The sequence below is a fragment of the Pseudomonas siliginis genome (assembly GCF_019145195.1).
Taxonomy (GTDB): domain Bacteria; phylum Pseudomonadota; class Gammaproteobacteria; order Pseudomonadales; family Pseudomonadaceae; genus Aquipseudomonas; species Aquipseudomonas siliginis.
Window position 1 is genome coordinate 267,759 of the sequence record NZ_JAHSTW010000010.1, and the last position, 22,323, is coordinate 290,081.

Sequence of the window (22,323 nt, forward strand, 5' to 3'; positions counted from 1 at the left end):
CCCTTGTGGGAGCGAGCCTGCTCGCGAAGGCGATTTAACAGTCAACATTGGTGTTGGCTGTAAGTCCGCTTTCGCGAGCAGGCTCGCTCCCACAGGGGACGCGCTGCTCAGTCCGGTTGGAGTTTCTGTTCGTAAACAGCGATGCCATCCAGATCCCGCAACACCACACTCATCTCGCCGCTCTGCCCTTCGATATTCACCTCACCAAAAAACTGAAACCCGGCAAACGGCGAGGAGTTCTGTGCGGGCGGTGCTTTCTCGAACACCACCTCTGGGCCAAACGTCTTGTCCAGTGGATTCGGCCCGAAACTGCCGGCGTTCAACGGCCCGGCAACAAATTCCCAGAACGGTTCGAAATCCTGGAACGCGGCGCGGTCCGGATGATAGTGATGCGCCGCGCAGTAGTGCACGTCCGCCGTCAGAAACACGAAATTGCGCACCTGCTGCGCGCGCAGGAATCCGAGCAGCTCGGCAATTTCCAGTTCACGCCCCTGCGCCGGGCCGGGGTCGCCGTTGGCCACGGCTTCCCAGCGTGCAACCCCCGGGCTGACCTCGCCGTCCGGGACGCCCAGGCCGATGGGCATGTCGGCGGCGATGACTTTCCACTGCGCCGTCGACGCCTGCAATTCACGCTTGAGCCAGTCCAGTTGCTCACGGCCGAGAAACGGTTTTGCCGCGCCGAGGTTGTCGTCGTTGGCTTCGCGATAGCTGCGCATATCCAGCACGAACACATCGAGCATCGGTCCGTAGCTGAGCTTGCGATAAATCCGCCCGCCGCCGTCCGCCGCTTGCAAACGCATCGGCGCATATTCCAGCCACGCCTGCCGCGCGCGGCCGACCAGCTTGTGGATATCTTTCTCCTGATAACGCTCATCCAGCTGCTTGCCCGGTGACCAGTTGTTGACCACTTCGTGATCGTCCCACTGCCAGATCTGCGGCACTTCGGCGTTGAAGCGGCGGATGTTTTCGTCCATCAGGTTGTAGCGATAGTTGCCGCGATAATCGTCGAGGGTCTGCGCGACTTTGCTCTTGGCTTCGGTGGTGACATTGCGCCAGATGCGCCCGCTTTCGGTGGTCAGTTGCGCGGGCACCGGGCCGTCGGCGTAGATGGTGTCGCCGCTGTGGATAAAGAAGTCCGGCAGGCGCAGGCGCATGGCTTCGTAGATGCGCATGCCGCCGATATCCGGGTTGATCCCGAAGCCTTGGCCGACGGTGTCACCGCTCCAGACAAAACGGATGTCGCGTTTTGTCGTTGGCACACTGCGCAGATGGCCGAACCACGGTTCGCTGGCGACGCCGCTCTGGGCGTCTTCGAAGTGCACGCGATAGAAAATTGCCTGGTTGGCCGGCAGGCCGGTGAGTTCGACGCGGGCGGTGAAATCACTGCGCGCATCGGCCAGTGGCGAGACGAATTTGCGCGGGTTGCCGAACAGGCTGCCGGTGTCCCACTCGACCACCATGCGCGCCGGGCGATCGCTGCGACTCCAGATCATCGCGCGGTCGCCGAGCAGGTCGCCGGACTGCACGCCGTCGGTGAGCTGCGGACGATCCTTGACCGAGGCGATCACCGCCGGCGCCAGCCCCGGCAGCAACAGCCCGGCGCCGACCGCTTGCATGACGCGACGCCGACCGAGATTGAAATCGCTCATGGTGTTCTCCCTGCAAAAGGGAAAACTTAAGCACGGGTGTATGAACCCGCTATGACAATGCAGACTCCTGTGGGAGCGAGCCTGCTCGCGAAGGCGTCCTGCCAGTTACCACATCTTCAGCTGGCACTCCGCGTTCGCGAGCAGGCTCGCTCCCACAGGGTTTGGCGGGTGTCAGGCGTTGACGGGTTCGACTGCCAACTCGACAGCCTCAGGCCGTTTAAGCAGCGCATACACCACCGCCGTAACCAGGCTCCCCGCAACAATCGCCAGCAGATACAGCAGCGCATGGTTGATCGCATTCGGGATCGCCAGCACGAACAAGCCACCGTGCGGCGCCATCAGTTTGCAGCCGAAGTACATCGACAAGGCACCGGTCAGCGCACCCCCGGCGATGCTCGCCGGGATCACCCGCAGCGGGTCTTTCGCGGCAAACGGAATCGCCCCTTCGGAGATAAAGCACAGGCCCAGCACGAAAGCCGCTTTGCCGGCCTCGCGTTCAGTCTGGGCAAACTTGCGCCGGGCAATGAAGGTGGCGATGCCCAGACCGATCGGCGGCACCATGCCGGCGGCCATGGTCGCGGCCATCGGTGCGTAACTCTGCGAGGCCAGCAGCCCCACCGAAAACGCATAGGCAGCCTTGTTGATCGGCCCGCCGAGGTCGACGCACATCATGCCGCCGAGCAATACGCCGAGCAGAATCGCGTTGGTGGTACCCATGCTGTCGAGGAACTGGGTGAGCGCGGCGAGCATGCCGGCGACCGGTTTGCCGACCACGTAAATCATCACCAGACCGGTGACCAGACTGGCCAGCAACGGGATGATCAGAATCGGCTTCAACGCTTCCAGGCTCTGCGGCAATTTCACATAGCGGGCGATGGCTTTGGCGGCATAACCGGCGATGAAGCCGGCAATGATCCCGCCGATGAATCCGGCGCCCAGAGTGCCTGCGAGCAAACCGCCGATCATCCCCGGCGCAAGGCCCGGGCGATCGGCGATCGAGTAGGCGATGTAACCGGCGAGCAGCGGCACCATCAGCTTGAACGCGGTGTCGCCGCCGATCTGCATCAGCGCCGCCGCCAGCGTGCCTTCTTCCTTGTACGCGGTGATGCCGAACACGAACGACAATGCGATCAGCAAACCACCCGCCACCACCATTGGCAGCATGTACGACACACCCGTGAGCAGGTGCTTGTAGACGCTGGTTTTCTCCGACTTGGCCGGAGCCTTGCCGTCGCTTGCCGCGCTTTCGACAGCGCCTTCGGCCAGGGCTTTTTTCAGGGTCGCTTCGGATTGCTTCAGGGCAACGCCAGTGCCGCAGCGATAGATTTTCTTGCCGGCGAAACGCTCGGTAGCGACGTCGATATCCGCCGCCAGCAGCACCACGTCAGCCTCGGCGATGGCCGTTGCGCTGAGCGGGGTTTTCGCGCCGACCGAGCCTTGGGTTTCGACCTGCAATTCATAGCCCAGACGCTTGGCAGTCTGCTGCAACGCTTCGGCGGCCATGAAGGTGTGGGCGACGCCGGTCGGGCAGGCTGTGATGGCGACGATGCGTGGCGCACGTGGCGCGTCAATCGCCGGTTCGACTGCGCTGGCCACGTAGACTTCGGCTTCTTCAGCACCGCGACGCAGTACCGCTTCGACATCCTGCAGCGCCTGCGCCGGAGCGATCTGGAACACGCGCTTGCCGACAAACCGGCTCATGTCCACCGCGCCGGTGGTGACCAGCAAGACCCACTCGGCGGCTTCGATGGTCGCCGCCGACAATTCGCGTTCCGGGTGTGCCGGATCGACCACTTCAACGCTGGTGCTCCAGCCCTGGCGCTGCGCCGCTGCATCGAGCAGGCGCGCGCACAGCACACTGGTGACCATGCCGTTCGGGCAAGCCGTAACAATGGCTAACTTCATGACAAACCCTCTTATTGTTCTGTCAGGGGGCGCACGCGCACGCCCTGTTCGAGCTGCGCCAGTTGCGCTGCGTCGTTGATGCCAAAACCGATCTGGGTCACCGCCATCGCCGCAATCGCGGTGGCGGTGCGCAGGGTTTGCTCGGGGGTGTCGGCGCTGAGCAGACCGTGGAGCATGCCGGCCAGCAAGGAATCGCCGGCACCGACCGTGCTGGCCACGCTGACCTTCGGCGGCGAGGCATGGAGGGCCGAGCCGACACTGAACCAGTTGACCCCGTCGGCGCCGTGGGAAATCACCACGTGCTCGATGCCTTGCGCATGCAAACGTGCGGCGGCTTGTGCTTCGGCGATCGGCGACACCACTTCGCAGCCGAGGGCGTGGGCCAGTTCTTCGGTGTTCGGCTTGATCAGCCAGGGGCTGGCCTGCAACGCGACGCGCAAGGCTTCGCCGCTGGAATCAAGGGCGACTTTCAAGCCGAGCGCGTTCAAGCTTTCAATCAGCTCGCGCAACCACTGCGCAGTGACGCCGCGCGGCAGACTGCCGGCGACCACCACCGCATCGTGCCCCGGTGCGATCTTCTGCAAGCGATCAAGCAAGGCTTGCTGCGCCGTTGCATCGACCACCGGGCCGGGGCCGTTGATGTCGGTGATGCGTCCGTCCTGTTCGGCGACCTTGATGTTGCTGCGCGTCTCGCCCGGCACGCGGATGAACGCGTCGACGAAACCGCGCTTGGCGAACAGGGTTTCGAACGCTTGCTGATTGTCTTCGCCGAGAAAGCCGCTGACGGTGACCTGATGGCCGAGATCCGCCAGCACCTGGGCGACGTTGACGCCTTTGCCCGCAGCGTGAGTGTGCATCTCCTCGCTGCGATTGACCTGACCGGCATCCAGCCGTGACAGCTCGACGGTGAGGTCGAGAGCCGGGTTGAGGGTCAGGGTGAGAATCTTGGCCATTTACAGGGCCTCCACTAATGCGCGTACTTCATTCGCGCTGCCCACGGCCAGGGCCTGTTGGGCGAGGGTTTGCGCCTGGGTCAGGCTGAGTTCACGGATGCGCGCCTTGACTTCGGCAATGCTGCGCCCGGACACGCTGAGTTCGTCGACACCGAGGCCGACCAGCACCGGCACCGCCAGCGGGTCCGCCGCCAGCTCGCCGCAGACCCCCACCCATTTGCCATGGGCATGGGCGGCACGCACGGTGATGTCGATCAGTTGCAGGACCGCCGGGTGCAAGCCGTCCGCTTGTGCAGACAGGGTCGGGTGACCACGGTCGATGGCCAGGGTGTATTGGGTCAGGTCGTTGGTGCCGACGCTGAAGAAGTCGACTTCCTTGGCCAGTACCGGCGCAAGCAACGCGGCGGACGGCACCTCGATCATGATCCCCAGCTGAAGATCGGCGACTGGAATTTCCAGACGCAGGCGTTCGGTCATGTCACGGGCCTGGCGCCACTCTTCGACACTGCCGACCATCGGGAACATGATCCGCAGCGGACGGTTGTCGGCCGAGCGCAGCAAGGCGCGCAGTTGCGCTTCCATGATCTGCGGCCTCTGCAGGGTCAGGCGAATGCCGCGCACGCCGAGGAACGGGTTTTCTTCCTTGGCGATCGGCCAATACGGCAGCGGTTTGTCGCCGCCGACGTCGAGCGTGCGCACCACCAGCGGCCGCCCGGCCAGACCATCAAGGACGCGACGGTATTCGGCTTCCTGGGTCGCCTCATCCGGCGCCTGTGGGTGGGCCATGAAAATCAGTTCGGTGCGCAGCAGACCAATGCCTTCGGCGCCCTGCTCCACCGCGCTGGTCACGCCTGCGCTTTCGCCGATGTTGGCGAACACTTCGACGGCGTGGCCGTCGGTGGTGTGCGCCGGTTGATGACGTTGTTCGGCGGCGATCTTCAGGCGTTGCTCGCGGGTGTCGCGCTCTTCAGCGGCACGCTTGAGGGTCGCGGCATCGGCGTCGACATGCAGACGGCCACGCTGACCGTCGAGCAATAGCGGCGTGCCCGGCTCGAGCAACAGCACCGCTGCACCCGCGCCGACCAGTGCTGGAATACCGAGCGCGCGGGCGACGATTGCGCTGTGCGCGGTAGCGCCGCCGCGTGCGGTGAGAATCCCTGCCACTCGCGCAGGATCCAGGCGCGCGACATCGGACGGGCCGACTTCGTCCATCACCAGAATGTACGGTTGCTCAGGTTCGTTCGCGGTCTGCACGCCACACAATTGCGCCAGCACCCGGCGACCGATGTCGCGCAGATCGGCGGCACGCTCGGCGAGCAAAGCGTCCTGCAGCGATTCCTGCTGTTTGGCCGCAGCTTCGATCACCGCCATCCACGCCGCTTCGGCGCTTTCGCCTTGCTTGAGGCGGGTGTCGACTTCGTCGGTCAGATCCGGGTCGTCGAGCATTTCCTGGTGAGTGATGAAAATCTCGCGAATCGCCTTGGCCTTGCTGCGTTCGATCAAGCCCTGAATGTCGCGGCGCACGTCGCTCAGCGCTTGCTTGAGGCGCTCGCGCTCGATCGCGGCAGATTCGCCGCGCAACGGATAATCGATGGCTTGCAGGACCTGAATGTGCGCCGGGCCGATGGCGATGCCCGGTGCGGCAGGAATCGCCTGCAACAGGCTGCCGGAGGCCGGGGCGATCAGCACTTCGGCGATGTCGGCGATCACTTCGCGCTGCTGACTCTCGGCCGGCAGCGGCTCGACTTCCTCACCGAGGCCTTCTTCAATCGCCGCGAGCAAGGCCGGCAAGGCATCGCTGGCGATGCTCGGTTCGGCAATCAGCTCCAGCACCTGACCGCGCCGGGCGCCGAGGCTGAGCAGTTTGCTCAGGCTCTTCACCGACACGGCGCTGTCCTGGCTATCGACGATGCGCACGCGTATTTCGCCATCAAAACTCTTCGCCAGTTGCGCGAGGATCTTCGCCGGCCGTGCGTGCAGACCGTGGGCATTGGCCAGGGCAATACGTGCACTCGGCCAGTCGGCAGGCAATTCACCGCCGAGCACTTCAAGGACTTTGCGACTGCTGGTGGCGCGGCCCAGTTCGTGGCCACGACCTTCGATCAGCAACGCGCACAAACGCTCGAGCAGCGCCTGATGCGCTTCGCCCAGACTCGCCAGGCAGAACAGACCACTGAGCGGCTGGCCGAGGTAGCGCATCGGTTTATCCGGGGTGACGAACGCCAGCCCCGGACGCTTCACTGTCTGCTCGCTGTGCAGCCACCACAGGCCGTCGCCCAGGGGCAGCGCTTCGACTTGCTGCAACACGCCGGCAAAGCCGTTGCTCACACAATCGGCCTGACGCAGCAGACGTGCGCCGCGCCAGACCAGTTCTTCGAAATCATCGGCCGACACGCCGAGGCCGATCATCTGCGCATCGAGCGCCAGTTCCTGCGGCGCGCCTTGCAGCAGCTTCAGCAGCGCTTCGGGCGAGCTGGCGCGACGCAGGGCCTGGCCCAGATCGGTCTCGCCGAGGGCGCGGGTCAGCAGTTGCAGCAGGCGCAGGTGTTCATCGGATTTCGCCGCGATGCCGATCGCCAGATAGACGATCTGGCCATCGCCCCAGTCGACGCCGTCGGGAAACTGCATCAGGCGCACGCCGGTGGCGAATACCTGATCGCGGGTTTCCGGGGTACCGTGGGGAATGGCGATGCCTTGACCGAGAAAGGTCGAGCCCTGGGCTTCCCGGGCCTGCAGGCCGGCGAGGTAGCCGTCAGCTACCAGACCATCGGCGACCAGATGACTGGCCAGCAATTGCAGGGCAGCGGGTTTATCCACGGCCGACTGGCCCATGGATATCTGCTCTATAGTGAGCTCGAGCATGCGATCTCCTTTTTGGCGCAGTTCAACGCCAGGTATTGTTTTGAATGGTTCACAGCTTAGGCGCTCTGCCGCGCTTTTCAGCGGCAGTTTTGGCGGTTTCACGGCAGGACCGGCCAAAGGCGTCTAAAACGTAGAAAATACGCTTGCTGAAACGTTTAATCTAGATTGATCGGCACGTTACTCGATAATGTCTCATCCTTGAAGTCCAACTGGTCGGATCTGCCCAGGCAATAAGTCGACTGCCCTTATCGGGTAGGATTGGCGAAAATGTCGCGGCATGCTCGAAAAAACAAGGAAATACCGGGTTGAAACTCAGTGATATCGCGCGGTTGGCCGGCGTCTCCGTCACCACCGCCAGCTACGTCATCAACGGCAAGGCCGAACAGCAACGCATCAGCAACGCGACCGTCGAGCGCGTGCGCGCGGTGGTCGATCTGCACGGCTTCACGCCCAATCCGCAAGCGGCCGGCCTGCGCAGTCGGCACACGCGTACCCTGGGCTTTATCCTGCCGGATCTGGAAAACCCCAGTTACGCGCGGATCGCCAAGTTGCTCGAACAAGGCGCGCGGGCGCGCGGTTATCAATTGCTGATCGCCAGCTCCGACGACGCACCGGACAGCGAGCGCCAGTTGCTGCAACTGTTCCGCGCGCGTCGTTGCGATGCGCTGATCGTTGCCAGTTGCCTGCCGGCCGGTGATGACAGCTATCGGCAGTTGCAGGCCAAGGGGCTGCCGATCATCGCCATCGACCGGGTCATGGAACCGGAGCATTTCTGCTCGGTGATCAGCGACGACCGCGAGGCCAGCCTGCATCTGACCCAAAGTCTGCTCGATCCGCAGCCAAAGCAGATCGTGCTGCTCGGCGCACGCCCGGAGCTGAGCATCAGCCAGGAACGTGCCGCCGGTTTCCGCGCAGCGCTCAACGATTTCAAAGGTGAGGTGCTGGTCGAGCACGCCGAGTCGTTCAGCCGTGAGTGCGGCAAGCAATTGATGGAAGAACTCCTGCAGCGTCTGGGGCATTTGCCTGACGCACTGGTGACCACTTCCTACGTGCTGCTGCAGGGCGTGTTCGATGCGCTGCATGATTTCCCGCTGAAATCGCGGCCGCTGCGCCTCGGCACCTTCGGCGACACGCAACTGCTGGATTTCCTGCCGCTGCCGGTCAATGCCATGTCCCAGCAACACCAGTTGATCGCCGACAAGGCCCTGGAACTGGCCCTGGCCGCCGTCGAGCAGGACGACTACCAACCGGGCGTGCAAGCCATCGCGCGGACCTTCAAGCAGCGTATTCATCGGGACTGAATCGTGGAGCTGATCGACAGCCACACCCACCTCGACTTTCCCGACTTCGACGCCGATCGCGCGGCGCTGCTGGCCGAAAGCCGCGCCCTCGGCGTGCGGCGCATCGTCGTGCTGGGGGTGCATCAGGGCAACTGGCAACGGGTGTGGGATCTGGTGCAGAACGATGCCGACTTGTACGCGGCGTTCGGTCTGCACCCGGTGTTTCTCGATCAGCATCGCCCCGAAGATTTAAGCGCGCTGGGGGACTGGCTGACGCGCTTGCGCGGGCATCGGCAGCTGTGTGCGGTGGGCGAGATCGGTCTGGATTATTTCATCGAAAACCTCGATCGCGAGCGGCAACAGTCGTTGTTCGAAGCGCAGCTGCAACTGGCGGCGGACTTCGAGTTGCCAGCGCTGATCCACGTACGCCGCAGTCATGCAGCAGTGATCGCCACGCTCAAGCGCTTCAAACTCAAACGCGCCGGCATCATCCACGCCTTCGCCGGCAGTCGCGAGGAAGCGCGGGAGTACATCAAGCTCGGGTTCAAACTGGGCCTCGGCGGCGCACCGACCTGGCCGCAGGCATTGCGCATGCATCGGGTGCTGCCGGAACTGCCGCTGCAATCGGTGGTACTGGAAACCGACTCACCAGACATGGCCCCCGCCATGTTCCCCGGCCAGCGCAACAGCCCGGCGCATCTGCCGGCGATTTGCGCGGCGCTGGCCGAGCTGATGAATATCACGCCTGAACAACTGGCCAACGCCAGCACCGCCAACTGCTGCGAAGTCTTCGGCTGGTAACACCGCAAATCCCCTGTGGGAGCGAGCCTGCTCGCGAAAGCAATCTGTCAGTGACATCGCCAGTGCCTGACCCACCGCCTTCGCGAGCAGCCTCGCTCCCACATTTTTGATCCGGTTCCAGCCTTTCAGACACGAAACGCACTGATCAGCTGTTTGAGCTCAACCACCTGCGCCGACAGCGCGCGGCTGGCATCTTCGGTCTGGTGTGCGCCTTGTGCTGTGCGTTCGCCAGCGCGGTTGATCTCGACGATGTTCTGATCGATGTCGTGGGCCACGGCGGTCTGCTGTTCGACGGCAGCGGCGATCTGCTGGTTCTGATCGACGATCATGCCCACCGCGCCAAGGATGTTTTCCAGCGCCTGCTGGACCTTCTCCGACTGGCCCACCGTGCCGTTGGCCATCTGATGGCTGACGCCCATGGCCTTCACCGCCGCGCCGACCCCGCCGTGCAGCTTGGCGATCATCTGCTCGATTTCTTCGGTCGATTGCTGGGTACGCTTGGCCAAGGTGCGTACTTCGTCGGCGACCACCGCAAAACCGCGCCCCTGCTCGCCGGCCCGGGCCGCTTCAATGGCGGCGTTGAGCGCCAGCAGATTGGTCTGTTCGGCGATGCTCTTGATCACCTCAAGCACACGGCTGATCGACTGGCTGTCGCTGGCCAGTTGATTGATCACCAGCACCGACTGATCGATTTCGCTGGCCAGCGCGGCAATGCTGCCCTGCTGCGATTCCACCAGCCCGCGCCCGCTGAGGGTTTCGTCGTTGACGCTGTGGGCGCTGCTCACCGCCGCAGCAGCACTGCGCGCGACTTCCATTGAAGTCGCCGACATCTGGTTCATCGCCGTCGCCACTTGTTCGATCTGCGAGCGCTGCCCAGCGACAGCCTGATTGCTCTGCGCCGACACGCTTTCGACCTGGCCGGCCTGACGCTCGACCTCGCCGACGGTATGACCGACACGTTCGATCAAGTCGTGAATCTTCTTCACCGTGCCGTTGAACACCTCGCCCAACTCGCCCAGTTCATCGCGGCTGCTGGCCTTGAAGTTGACGGTCATGTCACCAGCCGCGACCTTGTCCATCATGGCGCCCAGGCTTTTCAGGGTGGTGCGGGTCGAGGCGTAGAAACCGCCATAAAGATAGAAAATCAGCACGAACACCACCGACAGTGCCGAGGCTTGCAGAATCATGTGCGTGCGGTTCTGCGCCAGACGCTGCTGCAATTGGCTGTCGAGGAATTTCAGCGTGGCCTGATTGAGCTGGTAGGTGTGTTCCATCAGCCCGGTCACTTGGTCGTAAAACGCCTGCCACGGCGCATCGAGGGTGTCGGCCATCACCACTTGTTCTTCGAACAGCTCGCTGGCCTGCTTGAGCGAGGCCTTGCTGATGTCAGCCTGGGCACTGAGGGATTCGCGTGCAGCGCTGCTGGAACCGAGGGCGTCCTGCAGTTTCAGGGCGTACTCGGCCTGGAGCTTTTCGATCTGCACCAGCAGCTCGTCAAAACGCGTGCTGGAGGAACTGTTGAGAAAACCCTGACCCAACGAATACGAACCCATCGCCCGGCCTTCGCCGAGGGTTTGCGTGACGTTAGGGGTAATCAGCGTGACCAGTTCGCTGAGCTGGCGAATGTCGCTCTGGTTATCGCGACTGAGGCCGGCCTGACTGGTGATAATCTGGCTGAAAATCTGCGCACTGGCCAGCAACTTGCCGATCAACGCGCTTTTGCTTTGCAGCGAGCTCTCCGCTTGCTGGGCCTTGAACGCGGCGATCATTTCATCGCGCTTGGCCTCGAACTGCTTGATCTGCTCGGGGTCTTCGGTCATCGCCGTCAGCCCTTCGAGCCGCGCGAGCACGGCTTGCTCCAGCGCCTGGATCTGCGCCTCGACATTGCCGGCCTTGCCGGACTGGCCGAGGGTGACGTCGATCTGCACCAGATTATTCAGGGTCTCCAGATCCCGGCGCAGGCTCAGGCTGCTGCCCAACAGGTCGAGGCTCTGCAGTTCGACGCGGGTGCCCTGAAACTCGCGATAGGAATCGCGCACCAGGTAGAAATTGGTCACCAGCATCGGCACCAGGAACAGCACGCTGATCAGGCTGAACTTCATGCCGAAGCTCAGACGGTTCATCAGCGAGACGGCGGGATAGAGCAAGCTCTTCACTGGAAGTCTCCCTTGGTTTTTCTTGTTTTTATTGGCAGGCGCGGGACGACAGCAGATAGCCACTATCGGGCGCTATCTCTGTATAGCGTAAATCGGCGGGAGGTTTTGTAACTTATGGTTACTGATGAATGGTGGAACAGGGTTTTCAGGGCTGCGGCGCAGCCCCTCGGGGATAAATCCCCTCGCCACAATGAGTTTCACTCTGGCTTATCAGTGAACCAGAACCGTCCACAAGGCAAACCCGGCATACCACAGCACCGCCGCGCGCAGCAGCAGTTCCCACAGGCAATCGAGAGTGTTGATGCCGTCCGGGCCGACCACTGGCGGTGGAACTTCCCCGGCGGCCAGGCCGACCTTGTTGATCAACTGCGCAGCGCTGATGTTCCAGTTCAGCAGCTCATGCAGCATCACTCGGCTGACCGCGACGAAATTGCCGACCAACGCAAGACTCGCCGCCAGCAAACGCACCGGCACCCAATCGAAAGCGTGACGCAATTGCGCAGCACGCTCGACCAGCGCCGGATTGCTGCCGTGCTCTTCGGCCAGCGCCAACAGGCGATAAGCCAATGCCGCCACCGGACCGAGGAGGAAGTACCAGAAGATCACCGCAAAAAAACTCTGATAGGCCTGCCACAGCAGATGCCCCTGCACTTGCTCAAGCAATTGCTCGCCGCTGTCGGCGCAGATGTCCAGGTCGCGCTTGGCGACGTGCGCCGCCGCTTGCAGATCCTCACGGCGCCAGGCATCGCGGAACGGTCCGAGGCCGCCGAGCAGATCGCCGCGTCCGAGGCTGTAAATCACCACCAGCAAATGCACCGGCAGCGCCAGCAGACCGTACGCCACCGGTTCCAGCACCAGCAGCAACAGCGCCAGCAACGCCACCGGGCACAGCACCAGAATCGTCAGCACCAGCCACGGTTGCCTGGCCAGCCGTTTGCTGTTTTCGAGTTTGTGCAGTTCGCGGATCCATCCGCCGTCGCGTTGAAGCCGATGACGCAGGGCCGAAAACTTCTCGATCCACACCGCCAGCAGTAACACCAGAAAACTCATTGTCCTTCCTCTTTTGCCAGGGCTGCGCGGTAGCGTGCCCAGTCGAATGCCGGTCCCGGATCGGTCTTGCGCCCCGGCGCGATATCGCTGTGGCCACAGATACGCTGATCGGTGATCGCCGGAAAACGTTTCTGCAACTGCCGGGTCAGCGCAGTCAACGAACAATACTGTTCGTCGGTGAACGGCAGATCATCGGTGCCTTCCAGCTCGATGCCCACGGAAAAATCGTTACAGGTTTCACGGCCCTCGAACACAGAAACGCCTGCGTGCCACGCCCGCTCCAGACAGGAGACAAACTGGGTGACCTTGCCGTCACGTTCGATCAGAAAATGCGCCGAGACGCGCAGGTCAGCGATGCCTGCAAAGTACGGGTCTTCGGTGACATCCAGACGATTCTGGAAAAATTCCTGAACCTTGCCCGTGGCGAATTGCGCCGGCGGCAGGCTGATGTTGTGGATGACCAACAGGGACACTTCGCCCGCCGGGCGCTCATTGAAGTTGGGCGACGGGCAGATCTGCACGCCATGACACCACCCGCTCGCGGGATCCAACTGCATACCGATTCCTTCAACGCCGACCATGTGGGCGCCCAGTATGCCGCGATCCGCCCTCACCGCGCGATCACTTGCCGCGATTGAGTCGCCGCAGGTCGCCCAGCACCGATTCCAGTGCGCGGTCGAACAGCAAGGTGTCATCCAGTGCGCGCGCGGCGCCACGGCTGAAAGCCAAGGCGAGGTCGGTGCGGCTGTGCTCCAGCACTTTCGTCCCGGTGCGGTCGACGAAGACATATTTGCCGGTCTCTTCGATGATCGCGGCGAGTTTGCAACGCAAGGTCTGTTCCTCGTCTGCGTCGAACACCACCCAGTGGCCCACACGCAACTGCTCGACCTGAGACAGACCGGCAGCGTCTTGCGCCAGGCGCGGCGCCGGGGTGGCTGTTGCCTGGCCGGCGCTGTGCTGCAAGACCTCGGGCGTGACTTCGATCAGCGGCGTAACGCTGTGCTCGGCATCGTCGGAACGCTCCAGCACGCGTACGTGCAGAGCCTCCAGTTCGCTGAAAAATTCGCTGGTGGCAAACGGGTCGAACGCGGTACTGCTCAGGCCATCGCGCAGCGACTTGAGCAAGCCCGGCACCAGCGCCAGCAGGCGCAGGCTGGATTCGCCGTCGTCATGGCGCTGCACGCTCCAGACCAACTGCTCCATGGTCTGCACGTCGGCGTGCCATTCGGCGGACTGATCACCGTGCTTGAGGCAGGTCAGCAACAGCACTTTGCTCCAGGCCTGCTGGACGAAACTCACTACCGTCGCCGGCAGCACTTTGCCCAGTAGCGCCTGTTGCAACGCCTGCGCGACACGCCGCTGAGCCAGCTCGGCCTTCGCCCGGCCTTCCTCGGCGTCCCGCAAGCGTTGTTCCAGCAGTTCGGTGCGGCGGCGCTCTTCCTGAGTGAAGGCGAGGAAGTCGGCGAGCAGTTCGGAGAAGATCGCCGGGTCGTCGACAAACTCGCTGAGCAAGCGCTGTACCACTTGCTCGATGCGCACATAGAGGTTGTCGCGCTCAGCGCCGTCGCAATCGCTCCAGCCCATTGCCGCCTCGGCGATTTCATTGAGCAGGCGCCGCGCCGGGTGGGTGCTGCGGCTGAAGAAACTCTTGTCCAGCACCGCAACCTTGAGCATCGGAATCTGCAATCGGCCGATCAGCGCCTTGAGCGCGTCAGGCACATTGCGATCGTCGAGGATGCAGTCGAAGACCATGGCAATCAGGTTGATCACATCTTCGTCGGCAGTCGCGACGACGCGGGAGCGGCCGCTCCTGACGCTGACCCGGGTCAGCAGTTGCTCGAGCTGATGGCGCAGATCGAAATCTTCCTGAGCCTCAAGCGCCGGTACGTATTGCTGCAAGTGCGACAACAAACGCAACAGGTCGCGGGTGTTGATCGGATGCGCCGGCGCGCCGGGCTCCAGGGTCGGTGTGACGCGGCCGCGCACTTGGGCGAGCAATTGCTGCATCGCGGCGAACACTTCCTCGATGCCTTCGTCCACTGGCGGCTCGTCGAGATCTTCAATCAATGTGTCGCTGTCCGCAGGCTCGACCATGCGACGAGCCACGGCGGGCTTCAGATGTGGCAACACGCCGGTCGCGAGCAACAGCTGATTGGCCTCGCCATACAGCTGCTCGGTGTCAGCCAGCACATAGCGTTCGAACAGCTTGAGCAGGATCAGCTTGACCTTGATCTCGACGCCGAGGTTACGCCCGGCCTGCAGGAAATATTCGCAGAGCATCGCCGGACTCAGCGGGTTGTGCTGATCGTCCAGACGCTTGCCGAGCATCGAGCTGAAGCGGGCGGTCAGTTGATCGAGAGCGAAGCCGTCGCGCTTGAGCACGCGACTGACCATGGTCTGCACGGCGACGGTACGCTCCATGGCATCGGTGCGCGGCGCCGACTCTTCGACCACCGGCGTGCGTGGCAGGGTATTGGCGGCGGGGTCGTATTGGGTAAGGCCGGCGAAGGCTTCAAAGAACAGTTCAAGAAAGCCGCGCTCGATATTCTTGCGCTTGAGGCGCAGGTCGCGCATGGCTTCGAAAAAGATGTTCTGATCGACGTCGTTGCGCGCCCGGTCGGCCATTTCGAACAGCGTGTCGTCGGCGTTATCGAACAGCTCCTGCAAATCGTGGCGCAGCTGCTGCGCAGCCTTGTCGCGGACCTGCAGCAGAATCACCGGCAAGCGGGCAAGCGGCGAGTGGTCCGCCAGATCGGCAGTCGCCCGGTGCAAAGGCACCACTTTCCCGTCGTTGCGCATCCAAGCCTCCTGGAACGGTGATTCGGTTCGTCGCTTTCGACACTGCCCCAGCGGAGTCGTTCGTCAAAGCCATGACGTCAAATACAAGGCGGATTATCTGGCAAAAGAGGCCGACGATGCTATAGGCCTCAGGGTTTCCCCTATACGCCATACACCTCGCACTCAGCGCAGGAAAATCGACCAGATGCGCCAGGCACGCACGATCTCGCCTTGGGTTGGCTCGCGCCCTGCCCCTATAATCGAACCACTTTGTTTGTGGAGTCCGTTATGCCGAATCTACGTCTCGCCGATCTGACCGCCGAAATCGAAAACAACGTGCGCCGTGCGTTGCTCGAAGACGTCGGCAGCGGCGACATCACCGCGCAACTGATCCCGGCCGAACGCCTGGCCAAAGCCACCATCATCACCCGTGACGACGCCGTCATCTGCGGTACCGCGTGGGTCGATGCGGTGTTTCGCCAGCTCGATCCGCGCGTGGCGGTGCATTGGCAAGTGGTCGACGGCCAGCGGGTCAAAGCCAATCAGCCGCTGTTTCACCTGGAAGGCCCGGCTCGCTCACTGCTGACCGGTGAACGCAGCGCGTTGAACTTCCTGCAGTTGCTGTCCGGCGTAGCCACGCGCGCGCAGTACCTGGCGGACTTCGTCGGCGAGACGCAGGTCAAGTTGCTCGACACGCGCAAAACCTTGCCGGGCCTGCGGATGGCGCAGAAATACGCAGTGACCTGCGGCGGCTGCCACAACCATCGCATCGGTCTTTACGACGCCTTCCTGATCAAGGAAAACCACATCGCCGCAAGCGGCGGCATCGCCGAAGCCGTGGCCGCCGCACACAAGATCGCCCCGGGCAAACCGGTGGAAATCGAAGTGGAAAGTCTTGAGGAATTGAAGCAAGCGCTGGAAGCCGGCGCCGACATCATCATGCTCGACGAACTGAGCCTGGACGACATGCGCGAAGCCGTACGCCTGACCGCCGGCAAAGCGAAGCTGGAAGCCAGCGGTGGCATCAACGAAAGCACGCTGCTGCCGATCGCCGAAACGGGCGTGGATTACATTTCGATTGGTGCGATGACCAAGGATGTCAAAGCGGTGGACCTGTCGATGCGACTGAGCCTCTAGACGCAACGGCAAGCTACAAGCTACAAGCCAAGCGACTCTGCTTTGACTTGCAGCTTGTAGCTAGAAGCTCGCAGCTGCTCTTATACGACGAGATTGTTCATCTCGCAGTACTCTTCCCACTCGACACCCAAGACTTCCGCCGCTTCCTTGTGCAGCACGAGGCGCTGCGCCTCGAACTCCTCCGGCGTGCTCGTGTACTTGAGGGTCAGCTCCCACGGCTGCAAGCCCTGCGCTTCGGCTTCGTCTTCGAAGGCCCACTGGATCTGGTCTTTCTGATCATCGGGACTCAGGTCCTTGATCTCTTCCTTCAGGTCCGGCACATCCAGAAGGTATTTTTCCAGCGCTTGTTCGTGGCGTTGCTCTTGGGTCAATTCAGTCATGGGGTTCTCGCTGATCTTAGGAATGGAGGATGGATCTGGATCATCAAGGATCTCTCTGACGCAGGAAGCCATTGGAAGCTCGGTTTTTCCTGGCCTTCAGGACCATTCGTGGATCATATGAAAACAACGGTGCTTGCTTGTCTGGTACGAAGGAATCCTAACAGAGACGCAAGCCAGTGCAACCGGGGGAATGAAATGAAGGGTGGTATGCGCTTGGTTACAGTTTCCTGTTTCCATGCGCGAAATTCACTGCGTATAAATCCTCGCCATCGCCTTTGAGGCCAAGGCGAACGAAACCTTCACATTGACCGCCCAAAAACAGGCAACTATATTCAGTTGCAATCATAGGCCAGCATGTCAACGACTGAAAAACTTCTCGCCAAACTAGTCAACGGCCAAAGCGCATTCACATGGTCCGAGCTTGTCACTCTGTTGGCGCGTCTTGGTTACTCTCAGCTGGAAGGATCCGGTAGCAGGATCAAATTCGACAACGGGAATCCGAGCGCAATGATCAACCTGCACAAGCCACTTCCCGGAAATGAAATCAAAACATACGCAAGACGCCAGATTATCGAGCAACTGAAAACAGGAGGCCTGATTCCATGAGTTCCCAGCTGCACTACAAAGGCTATGTTGGCTCTATCGAGGCGAGCACGGAAGATAAGTGCCTGTTCGGAAAACTCCTTTTCATCAGGGCGCTGGTTAATTATGAAGGACAAACGGTGGCTGAACTGGAAGCAGCCTTTCGCGAGGCGGTAGATGACTATTTACAAACCTGTCAGCAGCTCGGGCAGAAGCCTGAAATCCCATGCAAAGGATCGTTCAATGTTCGCATAGGTCACGATCTGCATTTAGCAGCGGCTCTGGCGGCAACCCGTCAAAATGTGTCGTTGAATGATCTGACACGTCAAGCACTGAACGAATACCTCCAACACCACGCATAAAACCGACGGCGAAAATTTTTTGCCCGAGACAGGAATCGAACCTGCGACCTTCGCGTTACGAGTGCGCTGCTCTACCGGCTGAGCTACACGGGCGGTGGGCTAAACCTAGCACCGGTCTCGAGCTGCGGCAAATTTGTGGGTTGTCTGATGGTTTTCTTTTGAGAACTACAATTTCTTTATTTCAGATAAAAAAATGCCCCCGCCGTTTGCACGGCGGGGGCATCTTCATTGCGCTAAAGCGTTGGGGTGATTAAACGCCCGAAGCCTTGGCAGCTGCCACGTCTTTGATGGACAGCTTGATACGGCCGCGGTTGTCCACGTCCAGTACCAGCACTTCCACTTCCTGACCTTCTTTCAGAATGTCGGTGACTTTCTCTACGCGAGCGTCGCTCAGCATCGAGATGTGCACCAGACCGTCCTTGCCCGGCAGGATGTTGACGAATGCGCCGAAGTCGACGATGCGCTCAACCTTGCCGACGTAGATCTTGCCGATCTCGGCTTCTGCAGTGATGCTCAGAACGCGCTGACGAGCAGCTTCTGCAGCATCCTTGGTTTCGCCGAAGATCTTGATCGAGCCGTCGTCTTCGATGTCGATCGAAGCCTTGGTTTCTTCGCAGATCGCACGGATGGTCGCGCCACCTTTACCGATAACGTCACGGATCTTGTCGGTGTCGATCTTCATCGCGATCATGGTCGGAGCGTTGGCCGACAGTTCGGTACGCGACTGGCCAATGATCTGGTTCATCTGGCCGAGGATGTTCAGGCGCGCTTCAAGGGCCTGGCCCAGAGCGATTTCCATGATCTCTTCGGTGATGCCCTTGATCTTGATGTCCATCTGCAGCGCAGTAACGCCTTTGGCGGTACCGGCTACCTTGAAGTCCATGTCGCCCAGGTGATCTTCGTCGCCGAGGATGTCGGTCAGGACGGCGAACTTCTCGCCTTCTTTAACCAGACCCATGGCGATACCGGCCACCGGTGCCTTCATCGGTACACCAGCGTCCATCAGTGCCAGGGATGCACCGCACACGGAAGCCATCGAGCTCGAACCGTTGGATTCGGTGATTTCCGATACCACGCGGATGGTGTACGGGAACACGTCAGCGGCTGGCAGCATGGCCGAAACCGAACGACGGGCCAGACGGCCGTGACCGATTTCGCGACGACCGGCGCCACCCATGCGACCACACTCGCCTACCGAGAACGGCGGGAAATTGTAGTGCAGCATGAACGGGTCTTTCTTTTCGCCTTCCAGGGTGTCCAGCAGTTGTGCGTCACGGGCGGTGCCCAGTGTTGCAACAACCAGTGCCTGGGTCTCGCCACGGGTGAACAGAGCCGAACCGTGAGTCTTTGGCAGAACGCCGACTTCGATGTTCAGCGGACGTACAGTCTTGGTGTCGCGACCGTCGATACGTGGCTTGCCGTTAACGATGTTTTCGCGAACGGTGCGGTATTCGATTTCGCCGAAGGCTGCTTTGACTTCAGCAGCGCTTGGCTGGCCTTCTTCACCGGACAGCTTGGCAACCACTTGGTCCTTCAGCTCACCCAGGCGAGCGTAACGGTCGGCCTTGATGGTGATGGTGTAAGCCTGGGAGATCGCTTCGCCGAACTCGGCACGGATAGCGCCCAGCAGTTCGGTGGCTTCTGGCGCAGGAGCCCAGTTCCAGGTTGGCTTGGCGGCTTCGGCAGCCAGTTCTTTAACAGCGTTGATCACAACCTGGAATTCGTCGTGAGCGAACAGTACCGCGCCCAGCATCTGGTCTTCGGTCAGCTCTTTGGCTTCCGATTCAACCATCAGCACGGCGTCGGAAGTCCCGGCAACGACCATGTCCAGGCTCGAAGCGGCCTGCTGCTCGTAAGTCGGGTTCAGCAGGTAGCCGGTGCTTTCGTGGAAAGCCACGCGAGCAGCGCCGATCGGGCCGTCGAATGGAATGCCGGAGATGGCCAGGGCAGCCGAGGTACCGATCATCGCAGCGATGTCCGGATCGGTCTTCTTGCTGGTGGAAACGACGGTGCAGACAACCTGCACTTCGTTCATGAAGCCTTCTGGGAACAGCGGACGGATCGGACGGTCGATCAGTCGGGAAGTCAGGGTTTCTTTCTCGGAAGGACGGCCTTCACGCTTGAAGAAACCGCCAGGGATCTTACCGGCAGCGTAAGTCTTTTCCTGGTAGTGCACGGACAGAGGGAAGAAACCCTTGCCCGGATCGGCTTGCTTTGCACCGACAACAGTCACCAACACGCTGACGTCGTCGTCAACGGTGACCAATACTGCGCCGGAGGCCTGACGGGCAATACGGCCTGTCTCGAGGGTAACGGTCGATTGACCGAACTGGAATTTTTTGATTACCGGGTTCACGGTGTCCTACCTTCTTTGTGGCTCTTGGGGGAAACGGTTTCTTGCGAATTCTTGGGCAATTTCGGGAATCGGCCCGATGGCAATTGTCCGGGTGCTACAGGTAAAGCCATGCTGCAGATAAAACTTGAGGCTGGGAGCCTGCAAGGCGCCAGCGGAAAACCGCTGACGCCCGACAGACCACCAACCTCATAGCGCAATCGCTGATTAGCGACGCAGACCCAGGCGAGCGATCAGCGCGGCGTACCGGCTTACGTCCTTGCCTTTCAGGTAGTCCAGCAGCTTGCGACGCTGGTTAACCATGCGGATCAGACCACGACGGGAGTGGTGATCTTTACCGTTGGCCTTGAAGTGACCTTGCAGTTTGTTGATGTTGGCAGTCAGCAGTGCAACCTGCACTTCTGGCGAACCAGTGTCACCAACAGCTTGCTGGTAGTCAGCAACGATTTGAGCTTTTTCTTGAACGTCGAGAGCCATGAGGCAATCCTTCCTTATCAGGAAACTGTTTCAGGGAAACAGCTTCAACAGGCCAGGGACAAATCCCTGTATCTATAAATGAGTAGTGACCATGCCTGTTAACAGCCACACTCGCCGGCCCGCTTAACGCAGACCGGTTCCGGTCATTCTGACCGAATCAAGCGACGCGGCGCGATACGCCCGTCTTCGCTCACTTCACCGATACCGATGAAGCGACCATTGTGATCCTGTACTCGTACCATGCCGAACTTCGGTGCATCCGGGGCACGTACCGGCTGGCCGTTGAGCCAGTAGAACGCGCTCGCTTCCGAGAAGTGCAGCAACGGCCAATCCTGCAGGCCGCTGTCCGATGGCATCAGGAAGCGGTCGACCGCTTCATTGCCGCCTTCGGCATGTACCGCTTCCAGCTCTTCGAGGGTAACAGTCTGCGCCAGGGTGAAAGGCCCGGCCTGGGTCCGGCGCAATTCTGCGACGTACGCACCACAACCGAGTTGCTCACCGATATCCTCCACCAGGGTCCGAATATAGGTGCCCTTGCTGCAGTCCACCGCAAGCCGCGCAGTATCGCCTTCGAAGGCCAGCAATTCCAAGCGCGCAATAGTAACAGAACGCGGTTCGCGCTCCACTACTTCGCCTGCACGTGCCAGTTTGTACAGCGGCTGGCCATCACGCTTGAGTGCCGAGTACATCGGCGGTATCTGACTGATTTGCCCACGAAATTTCGGCAGAACCGCTTCGACATCGGCGCGACCAACGGTCACCGGACGCTCCTGCAAAACCTCACCTTCGGCATCGGCCGTGGTGGTGGTCTTGCCCAGTTGTGCCAGGGTCTCATAGCCCTTGTCGGAATCGAGCAGGTATTGCGAAAACTTGGTCGCCTCGCCGAAGCACAGCGGCAACACGCCGGTGGCCAACGGGTCGAGGCTGCCGGTGTGCCCGGCCTTCTCGGCATTGAGCAGCCAGCGCACCTTCTGCAAGGCAGCGTTGGAGGTGAACCCCAATGGCTTGTCGAGCAGAATGATGCCGCTGACGTTACGACGGATACGTTTGACCTGAGCCACCGAATTACTCCTTGGTGTCTTCAGGTGCTGGAGCGGCAACGTGCTGATTGTCTTCAGCCACGGCGCGCTCGATCAATGCCGACAGGTGCGCGCCACGCACGACGGATTCGTCGTAGTGGAAGTGCAGTTGCGGCACGCTGCGCAGCTTCATTTCGCGGGCCAATTGCATGCGCAGGAAGCCTGCGGCGGCATTGAGCACCTTGATGCTTTGCGCGATGTCTTCAGCGTTGTCCTGACCCATCACGGTAATGAAAATCTTCGCGTGACCGACGTCACGGGACACTTCCACAGCGGTGATGGTGACCAGGCCGACGCGCGGGTCTTTGACTTCGCGACGGATCAGTTGCGCCAGCTCGCGCTGCATCTGATCGCCGATACGTTGGGTACGGCTGTATTCTTTTGCCATGATTTGTTACCTGTTACTGCCCAGCGGTGAAACCCGCAAGGTCTGAAAGCGGCAAACGCCCGGCCTGACAAAAGCCAGACCGGGCGTTGCGTTTAGAGTCCGGACGCTGTGCCGTGCATTTGCATGCTACG

Annotated in this window: 18 protein-coding genes, 1 tRNA gene and 1 pseudogene; 5 read left to right on the forward strand and 15 right to left on the reverse strand. The window is 61.3% G+C overall.

The features are described 5' to 3' along the window. Positions 1-107: 107 nt before the first annotated feature. The 4 genes from KVG87_RS20740 to ptsP all read right to left on the reverse strand — a co-directional run bounded on the left by KVG87_RS20740 (position 108) and on the right by ptsP (position 7,369). Positions 108-1,649 carry an alkaline phosphatase D family protein gene (locus KVG87_RS20740; RefSeq protein WP_217852345.1) on the reverse strand — a complete coding sequence of 514 codons (1,542 nt, stop codon included), beginning with the start codon at positions 1,647-1,649 and terminating at the stop codon, positions 108-110. A 171-nt stretch (positions 1,650-1,820) separates the two neighbouring features. Then, positions 1,821-3,554, reverse strand: coding sequence for a PTS fructose-like transporter subunit IIB (locus KVG87_RS20745; RefSeq protein WP_217852347.1), 1,734 nt, complete (start codon positions 3,552-3,554; stop codon positions 1,821-1,823). An 11-nt stretch (positions 3,555-3,565) separates the two neighbouring features. Continuing rightward, complete coding sequence (gene pfkB, locus KVG87_RS20750; RefSeq protein WP_217852348.1) at positions 3,566-4,507, reverse strand: 1-phosphofructokinase; 942 nt, start codon at positions 4,505-4,507, stop codon at positions 3,566-3,568. Continuing rightward, complete coding sequence (ptsP, locus tag KVG87_RS20755) at positions 4,508-7,369, reverse strand: phosphoenolpyruvate--protein phosphotransferase (protein ID WP_217852350.1); 2,862 nt, start codon at positions 7,367-7,369, stop codon at positions 4,508-4,510. It lies immediately after the preceding gene. 305 nt (positions 7,370-7,674) lie between these two features. Here ptsP and cra point away from each other — a divergent pair, with 305 nt between their 5' ends. Next, entirely contained in the window at positions 7,675-8,670 is a 996-nt protein-coding gene (gene cra, locus KVG87_RS20760) for a catabolite repressor/activator (RefSeq protein ID WP_024011578.1), read from the forward strand. 3 nt (positions 8,671-8,673) lie between these two features. Beyond that, positions 8,674-9,450: a TatD family hydrolase gene (locus tag KVG87_RS20765; RefSeq protein ID WP_217852352.1), complete on the forward strand. Its 777-nt coding sequence runs from the start codon at positions 8,674-8,676 to the stop codon at positions 9,448-9,450. Positions 9,451-9,575: 125 nt separating this feature from the next. On the opposite strand, the gene KVG87_RS26310 is transcribed toward KVG87_RS20765, so the two are convergent. The 5 genes and pseudogenes from KVG87_RS26310 to KVG87_RS20785 form a co-directional block, all read right to left on the reverse strand. Next, positions 9,576-10,505 (reverse strand): methyl-accepting chemotaxis protein, encoded by a 930-nt coding sequence (locus tag KVG87_RS26310; protein WP_371915159.1) that lies wholly within the window; start codon positions 10,503-10,505, stop codon positions 9,576-9,578. Continuing rightward, positions 10,482-11,573, reverse strand: a pseudogene (locus KVG87_RS26315) (methyl-accepting chemotaxis protein); the annotation flags it as partial. The pseudogene KVG87_RS26315 and the gene KVG87_RS26310, both read right to left, overlap by 24 nt. 243 nt (positions 11,574-11,816) lie before the next feature. Then, complete coding sequence (gene ampE, locus KVG87_RS20775; RefSeq protein ID WP_076565795.1) at positions 11,817-12,656, reverse strand: regulatory signaling modulator protein AmpE; 840 nt, start codon at positions 12,654-12,656, stop codon at positions 11,817-11,819. Beyond that, on the reverse strand, positions 12,653-13,213 hold the full coding sequence (gene ampD, locus KVG87_RS20780; RefSeq protein ID WP_056782883.1) for a 1,6-anhydro-N-acetylmuramyl-L-alanine amidase AmpD: 561 nt from the start codon (positions 13,211-13,213) through the stop codon (positions 12,653-12,655). The genes ampE and ampD overlap by 4 nt, the downstream gene beginning before the upstream one ends. A 64-nt stretch (positions 13,214-13,277) precedes the next feature. Then, positions 13,278-15,455, reverse strand: coding sequence for a DUF1631 domain-containing protein (locus tag KVG87_RS20785; RefSeq protein WP_217852355.1), 2,178 nt, complete (start codon positions 15,453-15,455; stop codon positions 13,278-13,280). A gap of 267 nt (positions 15,456-15,722) precedes the next feature. On the opposite strand from KVG87_RS20785, the gene nadC reads away from it, so the two are divergent. Beyond that, positions 15,723-16,571 carry a carboxylating nicotinate-nucleotide diphosphorylase gene (gene nadC, locus KVG87_RS20790; RefSeq protein ID WP_076565789.1) on the forward strand — a complete coding sequence of 283 codons (849 nt, stop codon included), beginning with the start codon at positions 15,723-15,725 and terminating at the stop codon, positions 16,569-16,571. Positions 16,572-16,651: 80 nt separating this feature from the next. Here nadC and KVG87_RS20795 read toward each other — a convergent pair whose 3' ends face one another. Beyond that, positions 16,652-16,951: a DUF6388 family protein gene (locus tag KVG87_RS20795; RefSeq protein WP_024011573.1), complete on the reverse strand. Its 300-nt coding sequence runs from the start codon at positions 16,949-16,951 to the stop codon at positions 16,652-16,654. 354 nt (positions 16,952-17,305) lie between these two features. Between KVG87_RS20795 and KVG87_RS20800 the strand changes: the two genes are divergently transcribed. Continuing rightward, entirely contained in the window at positions 17,306-17,557 is a 252-nt protein-coding gene (locus tag KVG87_RS20800; protein ID WP_217852357.1) for a type II toxin-antitoxin system HicA family toxin, read from the forward strand. Beyond that, positions 17,554-17,895, forward strand: coding sequence for a type II toxin-antitoxin system HicB family antitoxin (locus tag KVG87_RS20805; protein WP_056782875.1), 342 nt, complete (start codon positions 17,554-17,556; stop codon positions 17,893-17,895). The genes KVG87_RS20800 and KVG87_RS20805 overlap by 4 nt, the downstream gene beginning before the upstream one ends. Positions 17,896-17,915: 20 nt before the next feature. Here KVG87_RS20805 and KVG87_RS20810 read toward each other — a convergent pair. From KVG87_RS20810 to rbfA, 5 genes are all read right to left on the reverse strand, one after another. Further along, positions 17,916-17,988 (reverse strand) — tRNA-Thr (locus KVG87_RS20810). A 157-nt stretch (positions 17,989-18,145) separates the two neighbouring features. Further along, positions 18,146-20,251, reverse strand: coding sequence for a polyribonucleotide nucleotidyltransferase (gene pnp, locus KVG87_RS20815; protein ID WP_024011572.1), 2,106 nt, complete (start codon positions 20,249-20,251; stop codon positions 18,146-18,148). 204 nt (positions 20,252-20,455) lie between these two features. Then, a complete protein-coding gene (gene rpsO / locus KVG87_RS20820) occupies positions 20,456-20,725 on the reverse strand; it encodes a 30S ribosomal protein S15 (protein WP_016771751.1) in 270 nt (89 codons plus the stop codon). Positions 20,726-20,868: 143 nt separating this feature from the next. Continuing rightward, complete coding sequence (gene truB / locus KVG87_RS20825; RefSeq protein ID WP_024011571.1) at positions 20,869-21,786, reverse strand: tRNA pseudouridine(55) synthase TruB; 918 nt, start codon at positions 21,784-21,786, stop codon at positions 20,869-20,871. 4 nt (positions 21,787-21,790) lie between these two features. Continuing rightward, on the reverse strand, positions 21,791-22,192 hold the full coding sequence (gene rbfA / locus KVG87_RS20830) for a 30S ribosome-binding factor RbfA (protein WP_016771753.1): 402 nt from the start codon (positions 22,190-22,192) through the stop codon (positions 21,791-21,793). Positions 22,193-22,323 lie beyond the last annotated feature (131 nt).

Excerpts from the sequence above, each read along its gene's own strand:
- KVG87_RS20740 (WP_217852345.1), bottom strand. The coding sequence starts at position 1,649 with ATGAGCGATTTCAATCTCGGTCGGCGTCGCGTCATGCAAGCGGTCGGC.
- KVG87_RS20745 (WP_217852347.1), bottom strand. The coding sequence starts at position 3,554 with ATGAAGTTAGCCATTGTTACGGCTTGCCCGAACGGCATGGTCACCAGT.
- pfkB (WP_217852348.1), bottom strand. The coding sequence starts at position 4,507 with ATGGCCAAGATTCTCACCCTGACCCTCAACCCGGCTCTCGACCTCACC.
- ptsP (WP_217852350.1), bottom strand. The coding sequence starts at position 7,369 with ATGCTCGAGCTCACTATAGAGCAGATATCCATGGGCCAGTCGGCCGTG.
- KVG87_RS26310 (WP_371915159.1), bottom strand. The coding sequence starts at position 10,505 with ATGACCGTCAACTTCAAGGCCAGCAGCCGCGATGAACTGGGCGAGTTG.
- ampE (WP_076565795.1), bottom strand. The coding sequence starts at position 12,656 with ATGAGTTTTCTGGTGTTACTGCTGGCGGTGTGGATCGAGAAGTTTTCG.
- ampD (WP_056782883.1), bottom strand. The coding sequence starts at position 13,213 with ATGCAGTTGGATCCCGCGAGCGGGTGGTGTCATGGCGTGCAGATCTGC.
- KVG87_RS20785 (WP_217852355.1), bottom strand. The coding sequence starts at position 15,455 with ATGCGCAACGACGGGAAAGTGGTGCCTTTGCACCGGGCGACTGCCGAT.
- nadC (WP_076565789.1), top strand. The coding sequence starts at position 15,723 with ATGCCGAATCTACGTCTCGCCGATCTGACCGCCGAAATCGAAAACAAC.
- KVG87_RS20795 (WP_024011573.1), bottom strand. The coding sequence starts at position 16,951 with ATGACTGAATTGACCCAAGAGCAACGCCACGAACAAGCGCTGGAAAAA.
- KVG87_RS20800 (WP_217852357.1), top strand. The coding sequence starts at position 17,306 with ATGTCAACGACTGAAAAACTTCTCGCCAAACTAGTCAACGGCCAAAGC.
- KVG87_RS20805 (WP_056782875.1), top strand. The coding sequence starts at position 17,554 with ATGAGTTCCCAGCTGCACTACAAAGGCTATGTTGGCTCTATCGAGGCG.
- rpsO (WP_016771751.1), bottom strand. The coding sequence starts at position 20,725 with ATGGCTCTCGACGTTCAAGAAAAAGCTCAAATCGTTGCTGACTACCAG.
- rbfA (WP_016771753.1), bottom strand. The coding sequence starts at position 22,192 with ATGGCAAAAGAATACAGCCGTACCCAACGTATCGGCGATCAGATGCAG.